We start from the raw sequence: 20,945 nt of genomic DNA, 5'->3' as shown, positions 1-20,945 counted from the left end.
AAGTATAGTAATAAAGCAGTTGAAAAGATAAAGGAGTTCTTTTGTTGAAAACGAAAATTGCTTTATTACGTGAAATGGGTCTTCCCAGACCTTATACAGATTCAAAACCAATTGAAATTGTCGAAGCAGAGCTTAGTCCTCCTGCAAATGGAGAGCTTCTGGTAAAACTGGTTGCGGCAGGACTTTGTCATTCAGATTTATCAGTAATTAATGCCAATCGCCCGCGGGTGATGCCGATGGCGTTGGGACATGAGGCCTCAGGGATTGTTGAGGCTGTTGGTCCTAATGTTACTCGCTTTCAACCTGGCGATCATGTGGTGATGGTTTTTATTCCTTCCTGTGGGCATTGTATTCCTTGCGCAGAAGGCCGGCCAGCTCTTTGTGAGCCAGGTGCTGCGGCATCGGGTAAAGGTGAGCTCTTGGGGGGTACCAAACATATTCAGTATAAATGTGAAGAGGTTAATCATCATCTTGGGGTTTCTGCTTTTTCCACGCATGCGATAGTAGCTCAAGAATCTTGTGTAAAGATTGATAAATCTGTTCCTTTGGAAACAGCTGCTGTCCTTGGATGTGCTGTGTTAACTGGGGTTGGTGCGGTGCTTAATTCTGGTCAGCTACAAGCAGGGCAAACTTGTGCTATTATCGGTCTTGGTGGTGTTGGACTGGCAGCTTTATTGGGTGCATTGGCTGCAGGGGCACAGACGGTTATTGCCGTCGATATTAGTGAAGAGAAACGTCAGTTTGCTTTGGAGCTAGGTGCTGATTATGCTATTGATCCAAGTGCACCTGATGCAATAGAACAAGTGCGCAGGCTAGTACCAGGAGGCGTTGACCTTGCTGTTGAGCTGGCAGGTGCGGTTCCAGCATTAAAATTTGCTTATGATATTATTAAGCGTGGTGGACAGGCCGTTACAGGGGGATTGCCTCATCCAAAAGCAGAGATCAGTTTTCCTGCGGTCAGTTTGGCAGCAGAAGAAAAAACGTTAAAAGGATCTTATGTTGGGTCTTGTGTGCCTTTACGTGATATTCCGCGGTTTGCGAGTATGATGGTTAAAAAACAGCTTCCTGTTGAAAAGTTAATTACACATCGTATAAAACTTGAAGATATTAATGAAGGTTTTGAGCGGTTGGCTAATGGTGAAGGAATTCGCCAACTGATTATTTTTTAATGAATGATAAAGGCGTATTTTGATATTATTTGTTAAAATACGCTTTTTATTTTATAAATCGTTTGCATAAATTCTTTTGATTTCACCGTCAGTTAAGGTTGATGCTTGTTTTGGATCATGACCAAAAACGATTTTTGCTCCTTTATCTTGTAGTTTTTTAAAGAGTTTAAAATTATTAATCATGCTTTCTGGATCATTGACGACCATGGCATCGGGCAGTGTCATATTCTCCAAAGAATGTTTTAAATAACACGCATCTGCTGTTAATATTATGGTTTGATCACCTAGTTTTACTTTTAAAGATTGATGCCCGTCTGTGTGACCATAAGTTGGAATTAAAATGATGGTGCCATCTTGAAAAACATCATACTCACCATCAACTTCAATGCGGTCATGACCAAGATCATAATGATGAGGAGAATAGATTTGTTTTTCTATATTTTCATCTTTTTGTGCGGCTTGCCATTCTCTTTTTTGGATAATCCATCGTGCATTAGGGGCTGCAACATTCCCACCGCAATGATCGAAATGTAGATGAGAATTAATGATAAAATTAATTTTTTTAGGATCAATACCAAATTTTTCTAATCTTGAGGTTATATCTTCTCCTGGTTGATATTGCACAGTAGTAATCTTGGCAAAAATACCCAAAGCCTCTTTAACTATATCAGCATTATCTGATTGTAAGGCTGTCTCTAGACCTGTATCAAATAAAATAGTGCCTTTGGGGTGCTCAATAAAATAACAAGGAACAGGAACTGCTAAATTTCCAGTCTGACCCGCAAGAAAGAACCCTGCGGGCATGGTGATCCATCCACAAGTCATCGCATATAATTTAATTTCCTGCATTTTCACCTCAATATTTCAATTGTTCGCAAATATCATGTGTAGGAGTGTTATTTTGTAAAATGAAGCTATTATTATAAAATAGATTTTAAAATATACTGTACGAAAATTATAAATGTTTAAGAAAGAAGCATGTTAAATACTTGGTACCTGTATAACTTTGTTGATAACTCATGTATAATTTAATAGTTAATATAAAATAGAGCGATTATCATTCATAAAACAGCTAGAAATCGTGCGAAAATCGTAGATAAAAATGAGGAAAACAAGGTGTTGTAGAGATTTAGTCTTTTGTACAGAGTCTAGAATTCAGAAAAAAGATATAATTAATGTGGTCTGAATACATTTTTGGATAAATAGAATGATTATGATTAAATTGAAAGAATAAGAAAAATTAAATTTATCATTACTAATCATGTTTGAAAGAAGCAAAATTATGAGTGACATTAATAAAAAATATGTATTAGTTACAAAGACTTTAGAAACTGATCTTAATTTTGATAAATTATTGTTTGTTTTTAACAATATGAAAGTTAAAAAAATAGCAGATAATAAAATTAAAATAGATTTAATTGCAAAAGTGTATCATTTTTCTAGTCATAGTGATGCAGAGAGTTTTATACGTGCTGATTTATTTATGATTTTAGGAATATTAAGTTTTATTACTAAGCAATATTACGATGTTGGGCATGTTGTAGAATGCGGCACTGCTTCCATTAATGAACAGAAAAAATTTGATGATAAAATTATTGTTTATCAGAAAGACGGTGTTGATCTTACTGAGCAATTAACAAAGTTATTAAAACAATTAAATAGCTTTTCTGATAAAGATAAACAGTTATTCAATTTCTTGTTGGATCGATGGAGAAAAGCACAATATTTTTTATTACAGGATAGTAGTGATAGTCCATTAGATTTGGATCCGGTAAGAGGTGTTGATGAGGCTTTGCTTTCTTTTTATCATGTTTTAGAGTTGCTTGTGACAAGGCATGAGGACGAGCAAAAAGAAAAAGGTCAAGAGCAAATAAAGTTATTTCTAGAAAAATTATATAAAAATATATTATATGATTCTCAAGAATTACAAGATAAAATCAAAGAGAAAACAAAAATCTTAAAAGATACTTTTTCGGCAGATTATAGTATTAAATCTAAGATATTTTTTATGTTACATCAGCAGGGTTTGTTAGATGATAAAGTAAAATATTTTATTGGTGAAATATTAAGTGTAAGAAATGTTATCGCACATGGTAAACTATCTTATAGCCCTATATTAGTATGGCCTTACCCAGCTTTTTTTACATTGCAAGATGATAATAAGAATTTATGGTTTGTTTTATATAGACTAACAGCTAGAATGATAGATATTGATTTGAAGACTGATTTTTGGTGTGAGGATTGGGAAGAATGTTTAAGCACGATACCAGTTTCCCCAGTAACAGTTAAAAAATTTATTAAAGATAAGAAATATGAAGATATTTCTTATGAAGATTTTGAAGCAGGACAAGAAAATGGCGTAAGACCATCTGATATTTTAAATGCGATGCTTGAGAAAAAAATAAAAATTGATGAGTTTGAAGTTTCTATTGGTAAGTTTATTAAAGATATAGCAAATGGTTGGGATGATCATAGTAAGGATTTTAATGTCTCCATTGGTGATCCAATATTTTACTTTATTTTACTAGCAGATGCCAAAGATAACGAGTTAGCAAGCTATTGTGTTGAGCGGTTGCACAAAGCAAAGAAACCTGAAAATATAGGTTCTTTGATGGAAAATTATTTTTATTATTTAGAAAGTAAACAAATTCAAGTTAATAAATTTAAAGAATTTTTATTAAAGAAGTAGAGTGGGTTTTAATTACAGCATTATAATTTGTTAATTTAGGAAAATATATAATAGAATCAACTGATAAAAATCAGTATGGTGGAGGGGGTTGGATTCGAACCAACGTAGACGTACGTCAGCGGATTTACAGTCCGCCCCCTTTAGCCACTCGGGCACCCCTCCGTATAAGATACGAGGTTAATAACAGGTTTATTTATCAATTGTCAATAAGAGAAATAGATTTCTCTGGAGAAATTTGTTATTTTTTTATAAAGTCCTATTTTTTAATAATTTAAAGATTGATATTTCATGAGCAGACGCCCTCAACCTAATATAAATGCGAATTATAATATAAAAGGCGGTTATTGGTTATATGGCCAACATGCAGTCCAAGCTGCATTGCAAAACCGTAAGCGACAAAAATTGCGCTTGTTAGCTACGGCAGATGCTTATGCTACGGTATCAGCAAAATTGGATGCCCCTTTAAAAATTGTCCATGAAACGATTGATCGATCAACTTTGGATACTATCTGTGGCAAAGAAGCAGTTCATCAAGGTATAGCTTTGCATGTAATGCCTTTGGGCAGTGCCAGTGCCGAAGATATGTTAGAGCGTTCTGGTCCTATTTTAATGCTGGATCAGGTAACTGACCCACGTAATATTGGGGCTATTTTACGTTCTGCGGTGGCTTTTGGCGCAGCTGGAGTGATTTTACAAGATCGTCATTCACCAGATGAAAGTGGGGCTATGGCCAAGGCAGCATCTGGTGGGTTGGATACTATCCCCATTATGCGTGCGGTTAATTTGTCTCGTGAATTGACTAAATTCAAAGAAGCAGGGTTGTGGGCAGTTGGATTGGATGCGCATGGAAATTTATTAAATGGTGCCGATTATGCTCAACGCCGTGTAATATTAGTACTAGGTGCTGAGGGTGCAGGAATCAGACAGCTTACCAAGAAAAATTGTGATGAAATTGCTAGCCTACGTATGACTGGGGATATCGACAGTTTAAATGTTTCTGTTGCAGGGGCAATTGCTTTATATGAGATCACACGTAGTTTCTTCTAGGTTAAAAGGGTTATGAGTAAAATGAAAGTTCCTCAATTTCTTCGTTTAGCTGTCAGACGGGTAATCAGAGTTTATTATCATTTTATTTTTCGCCTTAACCGTGTCGCTGTGCAAAAGGTTAAACTTGAGCAATGTGGTGCTTGTGATGGTCAAGTAACTTGGTTTGATGTTAATCGTTTAACGGATACAGAAAGATATCCTTTTTCCGATTGGAAAAGGCCAGCCAAAGCTATTTACCGTTATCGCTTGGAAAATGTTGTGTTAGATGCCTATTACATGGTTTTTTTTAAAAACGGAGGCATTATTCCCAATTGTAATCACTATATTACCGGTGAGCTTTTAAACTCTTTAAAAGTTAGGCCGAACGAAGTGATTTCATATGAAGATCAAGGGCTGGTATTTAGCTGTTCCGATCACTGGGAAAATAATTATTTTCATTGGATGGCACATGCTATACCAGCTTTTTATGCGGCATTGCAGTCTGGTATCCAAGGAAAATTCTTAGTTCCATCACCATTATTACCTTGGCAACAGAGAACGCTAGAGTTATTAGGGATAGATTTAGAACGTTGCTGTCCTATTAATAAATATAAACAATATGCTTTGTCTTGTGTAGATTATTATGAACTAGGTACAGGAGAGGCTGATTTCGCAGTTTCCAATTTATCGGTTCAAGCTTATCAACAGATGATCAGTAACGTTAAAGTTTCAATTAAACAAGAATTATGCCATGATAAGATTTATATCAGCCGAGCTAATAAAGAACATCGTAATCTTAGTAACGAAGCAGAATTAATTGAGAGTTTAAAGCAAAAAGGATATTTTATTTTAGACCCTGAACTTTATTCTATTGATGAGCAAATTATTATCTTTCAAAATGCAAAAATGGTTGTGGCATTATTAGGTGCGGGGCTTGCCAATATTGGATTTTGTAAACCAGGAACGATTATTTATGAACTCATTCCAAGCCATCATGATAATCAATGTTTTTTAGTGATGTCTTTGCAAGGAAAGTTGCGTTATTGGGCGGATAAATTTGATACGGGTGTAGATCATAATCGCCCAGATCATTTAAGCGCATGGGTGAATGAATTGGATATCCCATTCGTTATTAAACGTTTGGATGAGTTAGAACAATTTATAAAATAATGATTAGGCAGTTTAATCTTTACCAGATAAACTCTGTTTCAAATCAAGCCTTTTTAAGAAAAAATATAAGGGTTAATATGCGTACAATTTTAAGTGCTTTTATTGCAGGGGTATGTTTATTTTCTTCTACCAGTCTTGCATGTACCAGAGCTGTCTATTTAGGCGAAAATAATCAAATCATCACTGCACGGTCTATGGATTGGAAACGCGATGTAGGAACGAATTTATGGATCTTACCTCAAGGAATGCAGCGTGATGGTGCCACAGGCGACAAAACTATCCATTGGAAGTCCAAATATGGCAGCGTGATTGCCACGGGTTACGATATTGCGACCACAGACGGAATGAATGAAAAAGGTCTGGATGTGAATATGTTGTGGTTGGTAGAGTCTGTCTATCCCACACCTGACAAAGATAAGTCAACTTTATCGATTTCTGTATGGGGGCAATATGTATTGGATAATTTTGCTACCGTTGAGGAAGCCGTCACAGCATTGGAAAAAGAACCGTTTACCGTGATAACGGATAACGTCCCAGGTGAGAAAAGAATGGCAAGTTTGCACATGTCCATTTCTGATCCTACAGGGGACAGTGCAATTATCGAATATATTGATGGCAAACAAATCATTCATCATAATCGCAAATATCAAGTTCTAACCAATTCTCCTGCATTTGACCAACAATTGGCACTGGATGCCTATTGGAAATCGATTGGGGGAACAGTGATGCTGCCTGGAACCAATCGTGCAGCCGATCGTTTTGCAAGAGCTTCCTTTTACATCAATGCTATTCCTAAAAAACTTGATGATCGGATCGCGGTGGCAAGCGTGTTCAGTGTTATTCGGAATGCGTCTGTTCCATTTGGTATTAATACAGAGAATGAGCCTAATATATCCTCTACCCGTTGGCGAACGCTTGCAGATCAAAAAAATAAACGATATTTCTTTGAGTCCGCATTAACCCCAAATATTTTTTGGGTTGATTTAAATCAAATTGATTTTTCTGAAAAAACAGGCAAAGTTAAAAAATTAGATCTTGGAAAAGATCAAACCCATATTTACTCTGGCAATGCCACCGCATCTTTTAAAGAAGCACCCATGTTTAAATTCCTGTCGATTAATAAGGTAAAATAGAATTACGTATTATTATAAACTAGGGTCTGTTCTTTAAAAAAGGCATAAAAAAAGACGCTAAATGCGCCGTGATTTATGCCTAAATATACCAAATACTAAAGAATATTTGTTATAGAATGAATGATAGTCCTAGATAGCCTGCGCATTCCCGCTGCTTTTGGGTGTAATCCATCCATTAGTTCAGATGCTTGTAAATAAGAAAAAGTATATCTCATATCGATAAAATGATTTCCATAAAATTTACATGCTTCTTTTAATACATCATCATATTTCCAAATAGTTAAAGCATATCTGTTTGGAACCAAAGCAGGAAAACCAGCAGGCCATGTAAAGTCACCTATTGGTGAAATCCATGCAAAACGTGTGTTAGGATAATTTTTGGCTAAAGTTTCCATAGCAACACATAACGCATCTGAATAATCAGTTTGTGGATTTGGATTTTTTTTGGTGGGATCAAAAGCATTTAATGTGGATCCAGATCTAAAATCATTGACGCCAAGTAATATCAGACATAAATCAGTGTCTTTATCGATAGTATTAAGATTTGCTAATAAACAACTTGTATTTTTTTCAGGATTGCCAGCAACAGAGCGTCCACTCCATGAGTCATTTGTTCCTAAAGTCGCACCAGATTGATTTATAACATCCATCCACCATGTTTGATTGACATCAGTAACGTCACTTGATGGATAGGAGTAAGGTCTGTTGTCATTAGGTATATAGTTTTTAAATGTTGAGATACTATCACCAATAATAGATACTTTTTTACCTTTGAGGAATTGTTTAGTGTTTGTGTTTCCTTGAGGTGTATCAAAATCAATAGTAGTAGTATTAGTAATAGTAGCTTGTTTGTATGTATCAGGAATGGTGATGTTTGAAGACGAATTTGTCATGTTAAATTACCTTTTTTGATTTAATAAAATAAAAAAAACCGCTCAAATAAAATGAACGGTTTCGAAATGAATTAATAGTATAAAAATTATATTATAGTAAATATTAACATTTTTTTGTCAAAAAGTAAATTCTACTTTATTATTTTTAGGTTTTACTTAAATCACGTAGTCAATAGGGGGCAGTGATAAATCCATTGAAATACCAGGCATGTCTTTATGTTTGACACCAACGGGGCGGGCAGGGTTGCCAACCACGGTGGTATAAGGTAACACATTTTCCAGTACAATAGAACCTGCGCCAATCTTAGCTCCTACGCCAATTTCAACATTGCCCAAAACTTTGGCTCCTGCTCCAATTAGAACACCTCTACGTACTTTTGGGTGGCGATCTTTTTCTACTTTTCCTGTTCCGCCCAAAGTTACAGCTTGTAAAATAGAAACATCATCTTCAATGACAGCGGTTTCACCAATAACCACGCCAGTTCCATGATCAATCATGACACGTTGTCCCAATTTTGCTGCAGGATGAATATCTACCGCAAATATTTCTGAAATACGGCTTTGCATATGCAAGGCTAAAAACGGTCTATCTTGTTTCCACAACCAATGCGCAATACGATGTGCTTGAATAGAGTGAAACCCTTTAAAGAATAAAAAAGGTGTTACCAAGTTGGAACAGGCTGCATCGCGCATCATAACGGCAATCAAATCGGCCGCTGCAATAGAGACTAATGAGGGAGTGTGTTTGTAAGTTTCTTGAATTAAATGAGTTAAAGCTGAAGGGGAGATTGAGGTATCACCAAGTTTACGTCCGATATTATCCGCCAATGCTGCAGAAAAATTAGGATGACGGTGAACGCATGCATTAAAAAAGCTGCCGAGTAAAGGATCACAGCAAGCACGGCTTTCATCCATAATTTTCATCCATAAAGCATCTAAATTAATCTCATGGCTATCTGGGCCACTGGCAAGTGTGTTTCGTGGGTTATTCATAGCGTTATTTTCTGGGATAATAGGGTTAGGGTAACGCGACAAAGAATCACTCATAAAGACCTCGACCAATTGGTTTTATAAAAATTAAAAAGCTTGTGAATAGGAGTTTCACTTTATCTTTTATATTCGCAAGAAGCAATTTTTTACAACATGATTCAATTTTATAACGATTTGTATAAATTTATTATTGCCAATCACACTTTCGTGTTTAGTATAAGAATTATATGTCAAAAATAGAGTGCTTGTTGAAGTATAATTATCATTTTTGGTCATTTAAAGATTTTATATTCTTACTTGATGTATTTAATAAGGGGAGCATTTCTATGAAGGGCAGAATTCCAAAACTTACGTGGTTAAGGAGTTATTTCTTAGTTGGGTTGTTATTTTTGATACCAATGCGTGCTTACGGTGCTTCTGTTGTTTCTCCTGCGTTGGATACTGGGGATACTGCTTGGATGCTCGTAAGTGCAGCTTTGGTACTAATGATGACGATTCCAGGGCTAGCTTTGTTTTATGCTGGTATGGTCAGAAAGAAAAACGTTCTGGCCACGATGATGCAGTCTTTTTCAATTTGCTGTATTATCAGTATTTTATGGGTAGTTATTGGCTATAGTCTGGTATTTACCACAGGCTCTCCGGTGATTGGAAATGCCTCACAATTTATGCTGAATGGTATTTTAGATCATTATCATTTTGGGATTGATAAAGGGTTTGTATTAGGTGCAGATACTGCAGCCCCCATAATGATGACAATCCCGCAAAGTGTTTATGTCGTTTTTCAAATGACGTTTATTATTATTTCTGTGGCTATTTTAGTTGGCTCTGCCGCAGAGCGTATCAAATTTAGTGCTTTATGTATCTTTTGTGTGTTGTGGGGTTTGCTTTCTTATGTTCCGATTGCTCATTGGGTTTGGACATCAACAGGATGGTTAGCAGCACTTGGGGCGATTGACTTTGCAGGTGGTACCGTAGTGCATATTAACGCTGGGGTAGCAGGTCTGGTATGTGCGCTGATGTTGGGAAAAAGGATCGGATTTGGAAAACGTGATTTGTCCCCTCATAACGTTGGATATGCTGTTATTGGAGCCTCATTGCTTTGGGTTGGATGGTTTGGATTTAATGCAGGTTCTGCCTTGGGGGCTAATGGGCGTGCTGGTATGGCGATGTTGGTGACACAAATTGCTGCTGCTTCTGGTGGGATTGGCTGGATGTGTATTGAGTGGATTAAACGAAAAAAACCAACTGTATTAGGAATTGTTTCTGGAGCGGTTGCAGGTTTGGTTGTTATTACACCAGCCGCAGGTTTTGTTTTACCAGGTCCTGCATTGTTAATGGGTTTTATTGGTGGGGTATCGTGTTTTTGGAGTTGTTCTTATTTAAAGCATAAACTAGGATATGATGATTCTTTGGATGCTTTTGGTGTGCATGGAATAGGGGGGATTATTGGTGCTGTTTTGACAGGTGTATTTGCATTTGGTCCTTTATCAGCAACAGAGTCTGATCCTGCTGGAATTTCTGCTTCTGTTGGGTTAGTTATTGCCCAAATTGAAGCTGTTGTTGTTACCATTATCTGGAGTGGATCTATTTCCTGGATTTTATTGATATTAATTGATAAATTTATTGGGTTACGTGTTGATCAAGACGCTGAACGCGAGGGCTTAGATATGGCTTTACATAATGAACAGATTAACTCATAAGATTTATATTATTATTTTATGAGTATACTATAAATCAATTAACTTTAAGGATGTACTAATGAAGATATTTACACAAATTCCACTATTAGGATCATATGTTGCCGTAACAGCTTTAGTTACAGGCAGTATGATCAGCTTTACTCATAATGCACGTGCAGCAGATGGAAAAGCATGTTATGAACAATTTAGTGAAGCTAAAAAGGCTGGAACTTTAAAAGAAAAGAATTTCAAAGAATATAAAGCAGCCAACTGTGATGCAAAGCAAGCAAAACCTACAGAAAACGCAGCTGTAAAAGAGGCTAAATCAGCTTCAGAATCTCCTAAAGAGCCAGCTAAAAAAACAGCTGTAGAAAAAGCACCAGTAGTTACAGGGGATGTTGTTTTTCCAGAAAAAGTTGATCCTAAGTTTGCGAATGAAAAAGAAGGTAAAGCACGTATGATGACTTGCCAAGAGCAATATAAAGCCAACAAAGTTTCTAATAAAAACGGTGGTTTAAAATGGATTCAAAAAGGTGGTGGATATTACAGTGAATGTAATAAACATTTGAAAACTTCTGCTAAATAATACCTTCGAAGTATAAGATTAAAAAGATCTAATTTTTATAAAAACTAGGTCTTTTTTTATATTATTCATCTGGATATAAATCTGTTCTATTTACGATTTGGACTTCACCCTTTTGAATGGTTTGAGGGTCCATGATGATAATAAGATCGCATAACGCAACTGTTGCTGGGCGATGTGCAACAATAACACGGGTAACATGCATCGTTTTCAAAGTATCAGCAATATGAGACTCTGTCAGTTCATCAAGATGGCTGGTGGCTTCATCTAAAAATAGAATGTCAGGTTGACGGTATAAAGCGCGTGCAATGATAACTCTTTGTTTTTGCCCGCCAGATAAAGAGCTGCCCATATCCCCAACAAAAGTTTCAAATTGCATAGGCATCGTCATTATATCAGCATAAATAGCTGCTTTTTTAGCACAATCCACAATACGCTCATGGTCGGGGTTATCATCAAAAGCACAAATATTATCTGCTATAGATCCCGAAAACAGACCATCATCTTGTAAAACACCTGCAATGTTCTGGCGATAAATATCCAAAGATTGTTTGGTTATATTTTTCCCTTTATAAAGTATTTCGCCTTCTTCTGGAAAAGTTAATCCCATCATGGCTTTTAACAATGTAGATTTTCCACAACCAGATGGACCTATAATAGCCACACTTTTTCCTTGAGGAATTTGAATATTTAACTTTTGAAATACCCAAGGTTCCGCAGGAGAATATCTGAACCCAAGATCACGGCACTCTAATTGCTCATAATCTTTTTTGTCTAGCAAAGCTGTTATATCATGAGTAAGAGAATAATCAGCGGTATCTTTTTCTGTAGGGGTGAGGGCAATATCAGAAATACGATCACTTTGAATAGATAACATACGAAGTTTAAAAATAGCACCAATTAAGCTGCCTATTCTGCCGGTAAATTGGTCTTTATAAGACAAGAACGCTACTAACATTCCTACAGACATTTTGTTGTCCATAACAAAGTAAGCCCCAACAACCATCATAATTAAACGGTCAGAGGCAAAAATTGCGTCATTAATTCTTCCAAAAATCAAGTCGTAACGCTGTGTTTTTAAACCAACGTTAATACTGTCTACCAATAGATTTAACCAACGTGCGCGACGACGTTCACGCAGTCCAAGTAACTTAATGCTGGCCATACCACGTAAAGTCTCAATAAAGTGAGAATCTTTTTTTGCACTATAAACAATACCTTCTTCAGAAGCTTGTTTGTAGGGACGATAAGCAATAAAACGCACAATGGCATCAAGCGTTACAGCAATAATGGTTACTACTGCCAACCATTTTCCATAGATAAAAAGCATGATGAGCATACCCACGGCCATCAAACCGTCCATAACCGCTTGAACCATGTCAGTCGTAATGGTTGTTTGGATAATTCCCAATGATCCAAAACGGGATAAAACATCACCAACGTGACGTTTAAGGAAATAATCTAATGGTAAGCGTGTTAAATGATCAAAAAGTCCAGCATTCCATTGTACATTCAGACGTGTACTAAATAACATTACCATCCAAGTTCGTGCGGTGGCGATAATCATTTGTAATAAAATCAGTAACCCAACCCCGACCGCAATCGTGGTTAATAAGTTTTTATCCAAGGTCACAATGACTTCATCAATAATAACCTGGGATGCCATAGGCATAATTATTGCAATAAGTTCTAGACCTAATGAAGCAAAAAACAAATAGGTTAAAGTTGTTTTTAAACCATCCGTTTTTCTGAACAAATCTCTTAATTTAAGGTTATTCCGTTCATCTTTACGTTCAAATTTTTCATTAGGGGAAACCTCTAGGGCTACGCCAGTAAATTCTTTACTAACCTCTTCCCATAGGATTTTTCTTTGGCCATGAGCGGGATCATTAATGATAATCCCATAGCTTTTAACAGCAATCAGAACAACAAAATGGTTAAGGCTCCAATGTAAAATACAAGGTAGTTTTAACTTGTTTAGTTCCTCCATTTCTAGGCGCAAAGGCCGAGTAGTCAAATTATTACGATGTGCAACATCAATAATGTTCTGTAAGGTAATGCCTTTAATAGAAATGGATTCTCGACGACGAAAGGTAGTTAAGTCAATATAGTTCTTATAATGTCCCATAATCATAGCAAGACAAGCTAAACCACACTCAGCAGCTTCTACCTGTAAAATGACAGGTGTTTTATGGCGAAAATTAAACTCAAGTTTTTTAAGAGCATCTATCATGGTGTTGGCTTAACTAATCTTGTTTTTACAGTGTCTTTGACTTTGATGAATGGATTTAACATCCATTGATATAAGCGACGATAATCAATGGCGATATCGGCTTCAACGCGCATGCCTGGTTTTAGATAAAGTTTTTGATCATGATAGCCCATAATATATTGTTCATTAGGTTTTACCCTTACGCGGTATAAATTATGGTCACCTTCTGCATTTTGATTTGCGAATTCATTTTTAAGGCGTTCGCTATCTTCTTTCCCCATTGTTTCAGAGGTAATTGGGGTATAGGTAATTTCAGAGACAATGCCTTTATACAAGCCAAACTTTTGATAAGGAAAAGCAGAATAACTTAGGACAACAGTATCGTTCTTTTTTAATAATCCCACCGCAGAGCTTGGAACGTAGAGTTCTGCTTCTAATTGTTGTCCTTCAGGAACGATACTTAGTAAGGCGGAGGTTGGGGTGACTTGTTGTCCAATATAACCGCGTAATGCGGTTATATTGCCGCTTGTGGGTGCTGTTACGATAATTGTTTGATCTTTTTCGCCTTGGATAATTTTTTCTTCGGTTTGAGCTATTTTTTGTTGAATATCATAAAGATCATGTTTTAACGTGCTGTCAAACAGACGAAGTTTAGCTATATTATCTAAAATCTGTCCTTCTATCGAAGTTTGATTTTGTAAAAATTGAGAATGAGTACTAAGGATTTGAGCGTATGTATAGAGTTGGTTTTGATATTCTATATTCGTTGCTAAAGCTAACTTTTTAGCTTTCTCAATCATCGTTAAAGAAGATTGAATCTTAGGAATAATAATATTATCTTGGTTTATTTGGTTCGTAACTTTTTGGTGTTGTCGATATAAGTTAGCTAGAGTGCTGGTTATATTCTCTTTTTCAATAGGCGCATTATTTTTGCGTAAATTGTATTGGTCTATTAATATCTGTTTTTGTTTTTTAAGAACTTTATTGATTTGTTCTTGTGCAGGACCATTAATATTATTATTTTCCAAACTTATGGCGAAAAGCTTTTGTCCTTTTTGAACAAACTGTCCTTCTTTAATATTTTTTTCAATAATTACACCGTTAGCTCTTGAGCCTACTGTAATTAGTCCTGAAACAGGCATCATACTGCCGATAGCGTGTGTTCTACGTGTATACCCGCCGTAATAAATATACAAAATTACTAATATCGTAAAAACTAAAGAAATAACAGATATGATTTTTATTGGGATAGGCTGAATATCTTGAACTTTGCCAAGCCAAGTATCTCTTTTTGCTTCTAAAACTTCAGGTCTAAAAAGTGAGCTCATTAATTTGCTGTATGTAATATGGTTATATATGAATAAATAAGTTAAATTATATTTAATTTAGTCTAAAGCAAATTGATTACTCTTAATAGTTTTAGAAAAATATATATAAAATGCTGATTTATTTCTTAAATATTAAACCAGCATTTTAGGGTAGATAAAGATTAAGCACGTTTTCCAAAAGCTGATTTAATACCGCTTAAGATACCAATTGTGCCAAAACCAATGCCTGTAATGGCATTAACAACATTAGAAGTGATTGATGTTGAAGATGTAGAGTGTGCTGCATCAACAATTGAACCAATACCAGCACCTAATAATGCGCCAGCAGAAGTTTGTGATGTTGAGTTTGAACCTGTTAATGCATTGTAAGCACCGTCAACAACTGACCCAATTGCTGTACCAGCTGCTGTACCAATTGCTGATCCAGAAAGTGATGGTTTTGGAAGAAGGCTACCCCAGTTAAAACCACCAGCAACACTTTGAATTTCTACAGTTGAAATTTCACGCATTTTATATTCTCCAAATAATTTAAATTAATTAAATACTGCCTTATAATTAAGCAAAGTGAAAGGCATTTGTATTGTTATCATATCTATTTATAAAAAGCAATAATAGCGATTTTGTCTATGCGATACCATTATAAATATAGCTTATTTACTTTGTTGTTCTATTATTAAAATTATGTAAATTAATTAAATTATAAGTGTTGAAAATAATAAAATCACTATTGTTTGTTTATTTAATATTCATTTTGCCAACAATATTGTAACTCCCAATTACGAGACTTTGTATTGTAATATCAGGAGTGGAAGCATTATCTCCGTCCATACCATTTCCTTGATACTCGGTGGTGAGTTTGGGAAGAATAATTGGTTTAACAAAATTAGGATTGTCACTTTTGGGCCATAACAAGACGCTACCATCTTCTTTGATTTGAATAATTTTAAGGGTTGCTTCATAGCAATCTGTCAAAGTATCTCGCCTAATTGTAATGACACAGTCTCCATCTTCTGGATTGCGACCGATATCTGTGAAGTTAACAGCTATAACGATGGTACCTTCAGGATATAATAAGTTCATAGAGTCTCCCTTAACTGTTAGAGCAAATGTTGTGAAATGCTTATAACGGCGATCAGAGGGAACTGTTAAGGGAATCCAATCACTTTTAGGCCATTCTACGGCAGTATTCCATTGTCCAGCTTGCACTTCTCCACGTATATAGATGGTTGTTATTGGTATCGGTGAATTAACCTTATTTTTAACGGGCTCTTTATTATTTTTTGCCGAAATAAGAAAATAGTTTAAATCAACATCTAAGGCATTGGCAAGCTTGAGCAATTTGTCCATTTTTGGAATATTGTTGTATCGTCGCAGATTTCGGATAAAATCTTCTCCTATACCAGCTTTGATAGAAGCTTTTCTGGCGCTTAGTCCTTTTTCTTTAAGGATTTTTTCAATTTGATCAAGTAAGGTTTGATTTTTCATTTTCGTTACAAGTGTTAAAAGTTCAAAAAATTATCAGGAATTAACGCCTTATTTTTATATTGACATTAAGGTATAATAACCTTATTTATATTCTATGTTACAATTTTTTCTTTTTATATCAAAGGTTTTATTGATATCTGATGTTGAGGTGTTTTTTTTGTTTCGTAAGGTGTTTCATGCTTATAAGTGAATATATTTCAAATAAAGTGAAGTTTTATTATTTGGAATTTATTGTTCATCTACAAATATTCAAGAGCTTTTACAAAATAATTAATTGTATAGAGACATCTATATCATAAAGTCAAGCAACTAAATTTATTCTTTTTTTGAAATGAAACGATAAGAAGTGGATAAAAAATTTATAAAAAAAAATTGTATGCTTACTTTATACTTGATGCATAAGTATTAAGAATATTTTTGATATATCTTTATTTAAAAACGAAAGGATAAATATTATGCTTAAATAATATGATATTAAATAACCTATATAGGTAAATTTATGAATTGGGTGATATATTAGAACATTATAATAACGAGATAAATTATATAATGTTGTGTTTAGAGGTAAACACTATGGAAAATGTAGATTTTAAATATAATTGGGGAAAATTTTATTGGGATGCTTGGTTGAATGATATTAATTTACAAAGTTGTGATTTAGCGGTGCAAGGATTATGGATCAATTTGATTGCAATGATGCATAAAAGCGATCAAATTGGCTATTTAGTTATTAATAGCCGCCCAATGACTGTATTTGATATTGCCAAACGTGTGGGTATTCGCAAAGACAGAGCTGAACGTCTATTAAAAAAATTAATAGATAATGATGTATGTTCGGTAACAGAAGAGGGGATCTTATATTGTCGTCGTATTGTACGTGAAGAAAAGCGGAGATCAAAAAATAGTCATTTATTAGGAGGATTAAAAAAGGGCGATAATCTTTATAAAAAAAACAAATTACTATCAGATTATCGCCTAAAAAGTCAAGGAGAACAAGATGTTATAAAAGATTCTTCTTTATATAAGAAAATACAAGTTGGAATACAAGATATACACATCCCCACTTATATGGGGAGAGGAGACGATAATATCAAGGGTATAATAGAAAAAAATTACAATTTTGTTGGTTATCGATTACCACAGAAATGGCTCCCTGATGAAAATTGTCGGCAATATGCTATTCGTCTTTATCTTTGTCCTGATAAAATTGCAGAAGATTTTTGCGATTACTGGCATGCAAAGACAGGTAAAGAAGCGAATAAAATGGATTGGGAAGCAGCTTGGCGCCGTTGGTGTAGGCAGCTAGTCAATCAAAAAACACAAGCTATCATTAAAAAAACTATTTAAATCCAAACTTATTTAGCTGCAGAGCAATAAAACCGGTTAGTCAATATATGAGAGTATGGATATGCATTTAAGAGCACAAATTTTAGAGATAAGTTTCATAAAATTTTTTTATTAAACTAACAAAACTGTTCTTGCATATACTGATGCAAGAGGGAAGTTTATATAAAATTCTAATAATGCGCTTTCTTTTATTGATCATCGTCAAATACATACGCGGTTAAGACAAACCAAACTAGGGTAATTTTATAATTTTTTGTAGTCGTTCTCAAAGCAACTTTAATGATTATTCACCAGGTTATTAAATCTATTTTTAATTTTAAAATTAAAATTTCTACCGTATTTTAATGAGTTGCCTTTAGTTCGTTTTTTATAAAAACATTTATAGAAAGTAAACCATTATTTTATTCATCGGAATATGAAGTTGAAAAATAATGTGAATATAAACGAAAAACGTTCAAAGAAATATAGAATTGTTACAGAGATTATTTAGAAAATTACAGTTTACAATACATGAATTCATTTTGATTGAGAGGTAATATAAAATGACAGGATATATAAAGAAAAAAACAAAAGTGAGCTTTCCCAAAATTGCTAAAAAGCAAGGGATGATTTTACCTTATTTGCGGGGTGAATATCAATTTGAAAAAGGTGAGGATCCCCAAAATTCGAAAGTAAGGGTTACACGATTACGTAGGAAATCCATTTATGATGAAATGTTAAATCGGGGCTCTATTACACAAGAACAGAGAGATAGTGCAGAAAAATATGCTATCTTATGCGAAAAAGCTTTAGGTAAAACAGGTGATCTATATGCTAGAATCAATTTATTAAGAGAAGGTAATAGTGGTCATTGGGAACCGTCAGCTGCTCAACATGAAGCTTATGAAAAGTTGTTTAAAATTTGGAATGAAATAGGACGTTATCATAGAAGTATTTTAAATATGATTGTGTTAGGAAATATGAGTACAAAAGAAATTTCTCAAACAATGAAATTAAATTTACATTACACAATGGGACAAGTGCTTTCTACTTTTATTTTACTTGAAGAAGCAATTGAAAATGAATATCTAAAATGATGATAAAATTTTAATAAAATAATACATAAATTGCTTTATATAATTATTAAATAGTAATTATACTTTTTCATGATTTATATTTGCAGAACACATATATATATGAAAGCAAGAGCAAAACCATTAAGGGTTGTTCTTGCTTTTCGCATGATGATATTATTTGCCTAATCGTGATGCCAAAGGTGAAAAGTAGCTGTTGAGAGACTAATTTTATATGTTTTATGAAGAGAAAATAAATATTCTTCATAATTATAAATTACTCTACAAACTATGGTTCAAAAATAAAATTGAAATGTATTTATCTAAACCTTTAAGAAATGTATTCAAATATTAAAAAAAACTGTTCTCATTAATATTTTGTCGTGCTTTGTATCAATAAATAAGATCATAATTTTGTAAATATAACTTGTATTCTTGTCAAAGTTATGTTAAATTGTTTATATAATATATTAATTGCGTCTTTATTTAAGATTAATATTATATTTATTTCCAGAAAACCATGTTTATATTATTAAGAGTTTATATTCTTTAAATTTTATTTATGTAGCCTCATTATTTTTATTAATATAATGAGGCTATTTTTATATATATTGCTCATGTAACACAATTAATAGCTACTTGTTTTATATAACATATTTATTTTGTATATTTAATGAGTTTTATTCATCAAATGCATATGTATCTGATATTGAACAAAATTTTGTAAGTTTAAAAAGTTCAACTAATTTAGAACTTATGAGATTTTGTAATTACTTTGAAAATATTTTGTGCAATTATATTCTGTTTTTCAACTAAAAAAACGAAATATAAATGATAAGTGTTAAAAACAAATTATATTGTAACTCATTGAATTTAATATGCTTTATTGCTTATCCTATCTTTGAAGAAAAGTGATTTTTCAACTTATATCACATTTTCTTAATATTAATATAATCAGATAAAGAGATTTTTTAAGTCCTTTATTTCTTTTTAGTAATCACTCTAACTTAAATAATACTGATGGCAAAAATGACAAATTTTCAATCAATACATATTGGTATTCTACGCTATTCTGATGCCCAAGAGGTAACCATTTTGGGTTTAAGAGATATATTTATGGTAGCCAACCAATTAGCGCGGAAAATAACAGAGCAATCTTTTCCAGATTTAACGGTTAGTATAATTGATTTGGAGGATAAAATTGATTATGCAGATATTGCTTTTTTAAAAACGTATCATCCAGATAAAGAATTTACTGTAATTATTATTCCCCCAGATTTGAAGGGTATTCCTTCTATTTCTGAAGATAATTTATATATAAAATTTTTGCAATTTCATCATCAAAAAGGAACTATTTTGGCCTCTGTTGGCACAGGGGCTTTTTTATTAGCACAAACAGGATTATTAGAAAATAGGGTGGTGACGACACATTGGAAATACGGAAATATTTTTAAGCATCTATTTCCAAATATTATATTACAATTAGATCAGCTGTTGATTGATGATGTCGATATTGTAACGTCGAGTGGTGGAGTGTGCTGGGGAGATTTGGGGCTGTGTTTGATTAAACGCTTATTAGGGCCAGTTGTAATGGTTGAAACTGCTAAAATGTGCCTATTACAATCTTCCCGAAGAGAACAACGTCATTTTTGTATATTCGATCCTTGTTTATATCATGGGGACATTGATATTTTAAGAGTCCAGAATTGGATTAAAAATGCAAATATTAAAAAAACAATATCTTTAAAAAAACTTGCCCAGATTGCTAAATTAAAGATGCGTACGTTACAAAGGCGCTTCGTAAAAGCGACAGGACTAAATATTACAGAGTATTTACAACGTTATCGTGTCCATCAATCACAAATATTTTTAGAATTTACTGAGTTATCGATTAAGCAGATTGCTTTTAATGTTGGATATTGTAATGAAAGTGCTTTTTCTAAAGTATTTACTAAAATCGTTGGTATAAAACCAAATATTTATCGTCAGATTTTTACTATTATTTGATAAAAATAGATAAAAACTAGTTCAGATAATTTAAATTTATTGATGAGCTGTTGGCGAATGTACAGTGAATTACATTCGCTTTTTTAATTGTTAAAATGGATAATATTATGAATTCGTATTGTTTTTATGACTATAGAGTAATTTTTATTGATGTATTTAACTTCGTTGCCATATGGAATAAA

General features: G+C 33.8%; 17 protein-coding genes and 1 tRNA gene. 10 read left to right on the top strand and 8 right to left on the bottom strand.

Annotation, left to right across the window (positions count from 1 at the left end; translation table 11 throughout):
- The first annotated feature begins 44 nt into the window (after positions 1–44).
- A complete protein-coding gene (locus COMX_RS06120; protein ID WP_034338165.1) occupies positions 45–1,169 on the top strand; it encodes a zinc-dependent alcohol dehydrogenase family protein in 1,125 nt (374 codons plus the stop codon).
- A gap of 51 nt (positions 1,170–1,220) precedes the next feature.
- Here the strand turns inward: COMX_RS06120 and COMX_RS06115 are convergent, their stop codons facing one another.
- Positions 1,221–2,018 (bottom strand): N-acyl homoserine lactonase family protein, encoded by a 798-nt coding sequence (locus COMX_RS06115; protein WP_034338161.1) that lies wholly within the window; start codon positions 2,016–2,018, stop codon positions 1,221–1,223.
- A 433-nt stretch (positions 2,019–2,451) separates the two neighbouring features.
- Between COMX_RS06115 and COMX_RS06110 the strand changes: the two genes are divergently transcribed.
- Entirely contained in the window at positions 2,452–3,858 is a 1,407-nt protein-coding gene (locus tag COMX_RS06110) for a hypothetical protein (protein ID WP_034338158.1), read from the top strand.
- 76 nt (positions 3,859–3,934) lie between these two features.
- On the opposite strand, the gene COMX_RS06105 is transcribed toward COMX_RS06110, so the two are convergent.
- Positions 3,935–4,020, bottom strand: a tRNA-Tyr gene (locus COMX_RS06105).
- Between the two features lie 126 nt (positions 4,021–4,146).
- Between COMX_RS06105 and rlmB the strand changes: the two genes are divergently transcribed.
- From rlmB to COMX_RS06090, 3 genes are all read left to right on the top strand, one after another.
- Positions 4,147–4,905: a 23S rRNA (guanosine(2251)-2'-O)-methyltransferase RlmB gene (rlmB, locus tag COMX_RS06100; protein ID WP_034338155.1), complete on the top strand. Its 759-nt coding sequence runs from the start codon at positions 4,147–4,149 to the stop codon at positions 4,903–4,905.
- A 12-nt stretch (positions 4,906–4,917) separates the two neighbouring features.
- A complete protein-coding gene (locus tag COMX_RS10695; protein WP_084051529.1) occupies positions 4,918–6,054 on the top strand; it encodes a glycosyltransferase family 61 protein in 1,137 nt (378 codons plus the stop codon).
- A 77-nt stretch (positions 6,055–6,131) separates the two neighbouring features.
- Complete coding sequence (locus tag COMX_RS06090) at positions 6,132–7,187, top strand: linear amide C-N hydrolase (protein ID WP_034338153.1); 1,056 nt, start codon at positions 6,132–6,134, stop codon at positions 7,185–7,187.
- Between the two features lie 95 nt (positions 7,188–7,282).
- On the opposite strand, the gene COMX_RS10690 is transcribed toward COMX_RS06090, so the two are convergent.
- Together COMX_RS10690 and cysE are read right to left on the bottom strand one after the other, a co-directional pair.
- The gene (locus tag COMX_RS10690; protein WP_051461915.1) at positions 7,283–8,080 is read right to left on the bottom strand and encodes an SGNH/GDSL hydrolase family protein; all 798 of its coding nucleotides are present in this window, start codon (positions 8,078–8,080) and stop codon (positions 7,283–7,285) included.
- Positions 8,081–8,236: 156 nt separating this feature from the next.
- Complete coding sequence (gene cysE, locus COMX_RS06080; protein WP_051461992.1) at positions 8,237–9,073, bottom strand: serine O-acetyltransferase; 837 nt, start codon at positions 9,071–9,073, stop codon at positions 8,237–8,239.
- 323 nt (positions 9,074–9,396) lie between these two features.
- Here cysE and COMX_RS06075 point away from each other — a divergent pair, with 323 nt between their 5' ends.
- Both COMX_RS06075 and COMX_RS06070 read left to right on the top strand, forming a co-directional pair.
- Entirely contained in the window at positions 9,397–10,770 is a 1,374-nt protein-coding gene (locus COMX_RS06075) for an ammonium transporter (protein WP_371827971.1), read from the top strand.
- A gap of 58 nt (positions 10,771–10,828) precedes the next feature.
- Positions 10,829–11,335 (top strand): hypothetical protein, encoded by a 507-nt coding sequence (locus tag COMX_RS06070; RefSeq protein ID WP_034338152.1) that lies wholly within the window; start codon positions 10,829–10,831, stop codon positions 11,333–11,335.
- A gap of 61 nt (positions 11,336–11,396) precedes the next feature.
- Here COMX_RS06070 and COMX_RS06065 read toward each other — a convergent pair whose 3' ends face one another.
- From COMX_RS06065 to COMX_RS06050, 4 genes are all read right to left on the bottom strand, one after another.
- A complete protein-coding gene (locus tag COMX_RS06065; RefSeq protein WP_034338150.1) occupies positions 11,397–13,565 on the bottom strand; it encodes a peptidase domain-containing ABC transporter in 2,169 nt (722 codons plus the stop codon).
- On the bottom strand, positions 13,562–14,872 hold the full coding sequence (locus COMX_RS06060; protein ID WP_034338149.1) for an HlyD family secretion protein: 1,311 nt from the start codon (positions 14,870–14,872) through the stop codon (positions 13,562–13,564). The genes COMX_RS06065 and COMX_RS06060 overlap by 4 nt, the downstream gene beginning before the upstream one ends.
- Positions 14,873–15,033: 161 nt before the next feature.
- Positions 15,034–15,381, bottom strand: a complete 348-nt coding sequence (locus tag COMX_RS06055; protein WP_034338148.1) for a hypothetical protein — start codon at positions 15,379–15,381, stop codon at positions 15,034–15,036.
- Between the two features lie 226 nt (positions 15,382–15,607).
- A complete protein-coding gene (locus COMX_RS06050) occupies positions 15,608–16,357 on the bottom strand; it encodes a LexA family protein (protein WP_034338146.1) in 750 nt (249 codons plus the stop codon).
- A 573-nt stretch (positions 16,358–16,930) separates the two neighbouring features.
- Here COMX_RS06050 and COMX_RS06045 point away from each other — a divergent pair.
- The 3 genes from COMX_RS06045 to COMX_RS06035 all read left to right on the top strand — a co-directional run bounded on the left by COMX_RS06045 (position 16,931) and on the right by COMX_RS06035 (position 20,763).
- A complete protein-coding gene (locus tag COMX_RS06045) occupies positions 16,931–17,704 on the top strand; it encodes a hypothetical protein (RefSeq protein WP_034338143.1) in 774 nt (257 codons plus the stop codon).
- A 542-nt stretch (positions 17,705–18,246) separates the two neighbouring features.
- Positions 18,247–18,780 carry a hypothetical protein gene (locus COMX_RS06040; RefSeq protein WP_034338140.1) on the top strand — a complete coding sequence of 178 codons (534 nt, stop codon included), beginning with the start codon at positions 18,247–18,249 and terminating at the stop codon, positions 18,778–18,780.
- A 1,005-nt stretch (positions 18,781–19,785) separates the two neighbouring features.
- On the top strand, positions 19,786–20,763 hold the full coding sequence (locus tag COMX_RS06035; protein WP_034338138.1) for a GlxA family transcriptional regulator: 978 nt from the start codon (positions 19,786–19,788) through the stop codon (positions 20,761–20,763).
- The last annotated feature ends 182 nt before the right edge of the window (positions 20,764–20,945 follow it).

The organism is Commensalibacter papalotli (ex Servin-Garciduenas et al. 2014), assembly GCF_000527695.1.
Taxonomy (GTDB): Bacteria; Pseudomonadota; Alphaproteobacteria; order Acetobacterales; family Acetobacteraceae; genus Commensalibacter; species Commensalibacter papalotli.
This window is presented reverse-complemented; position numbering and strand designations above follow the sequence as displayed.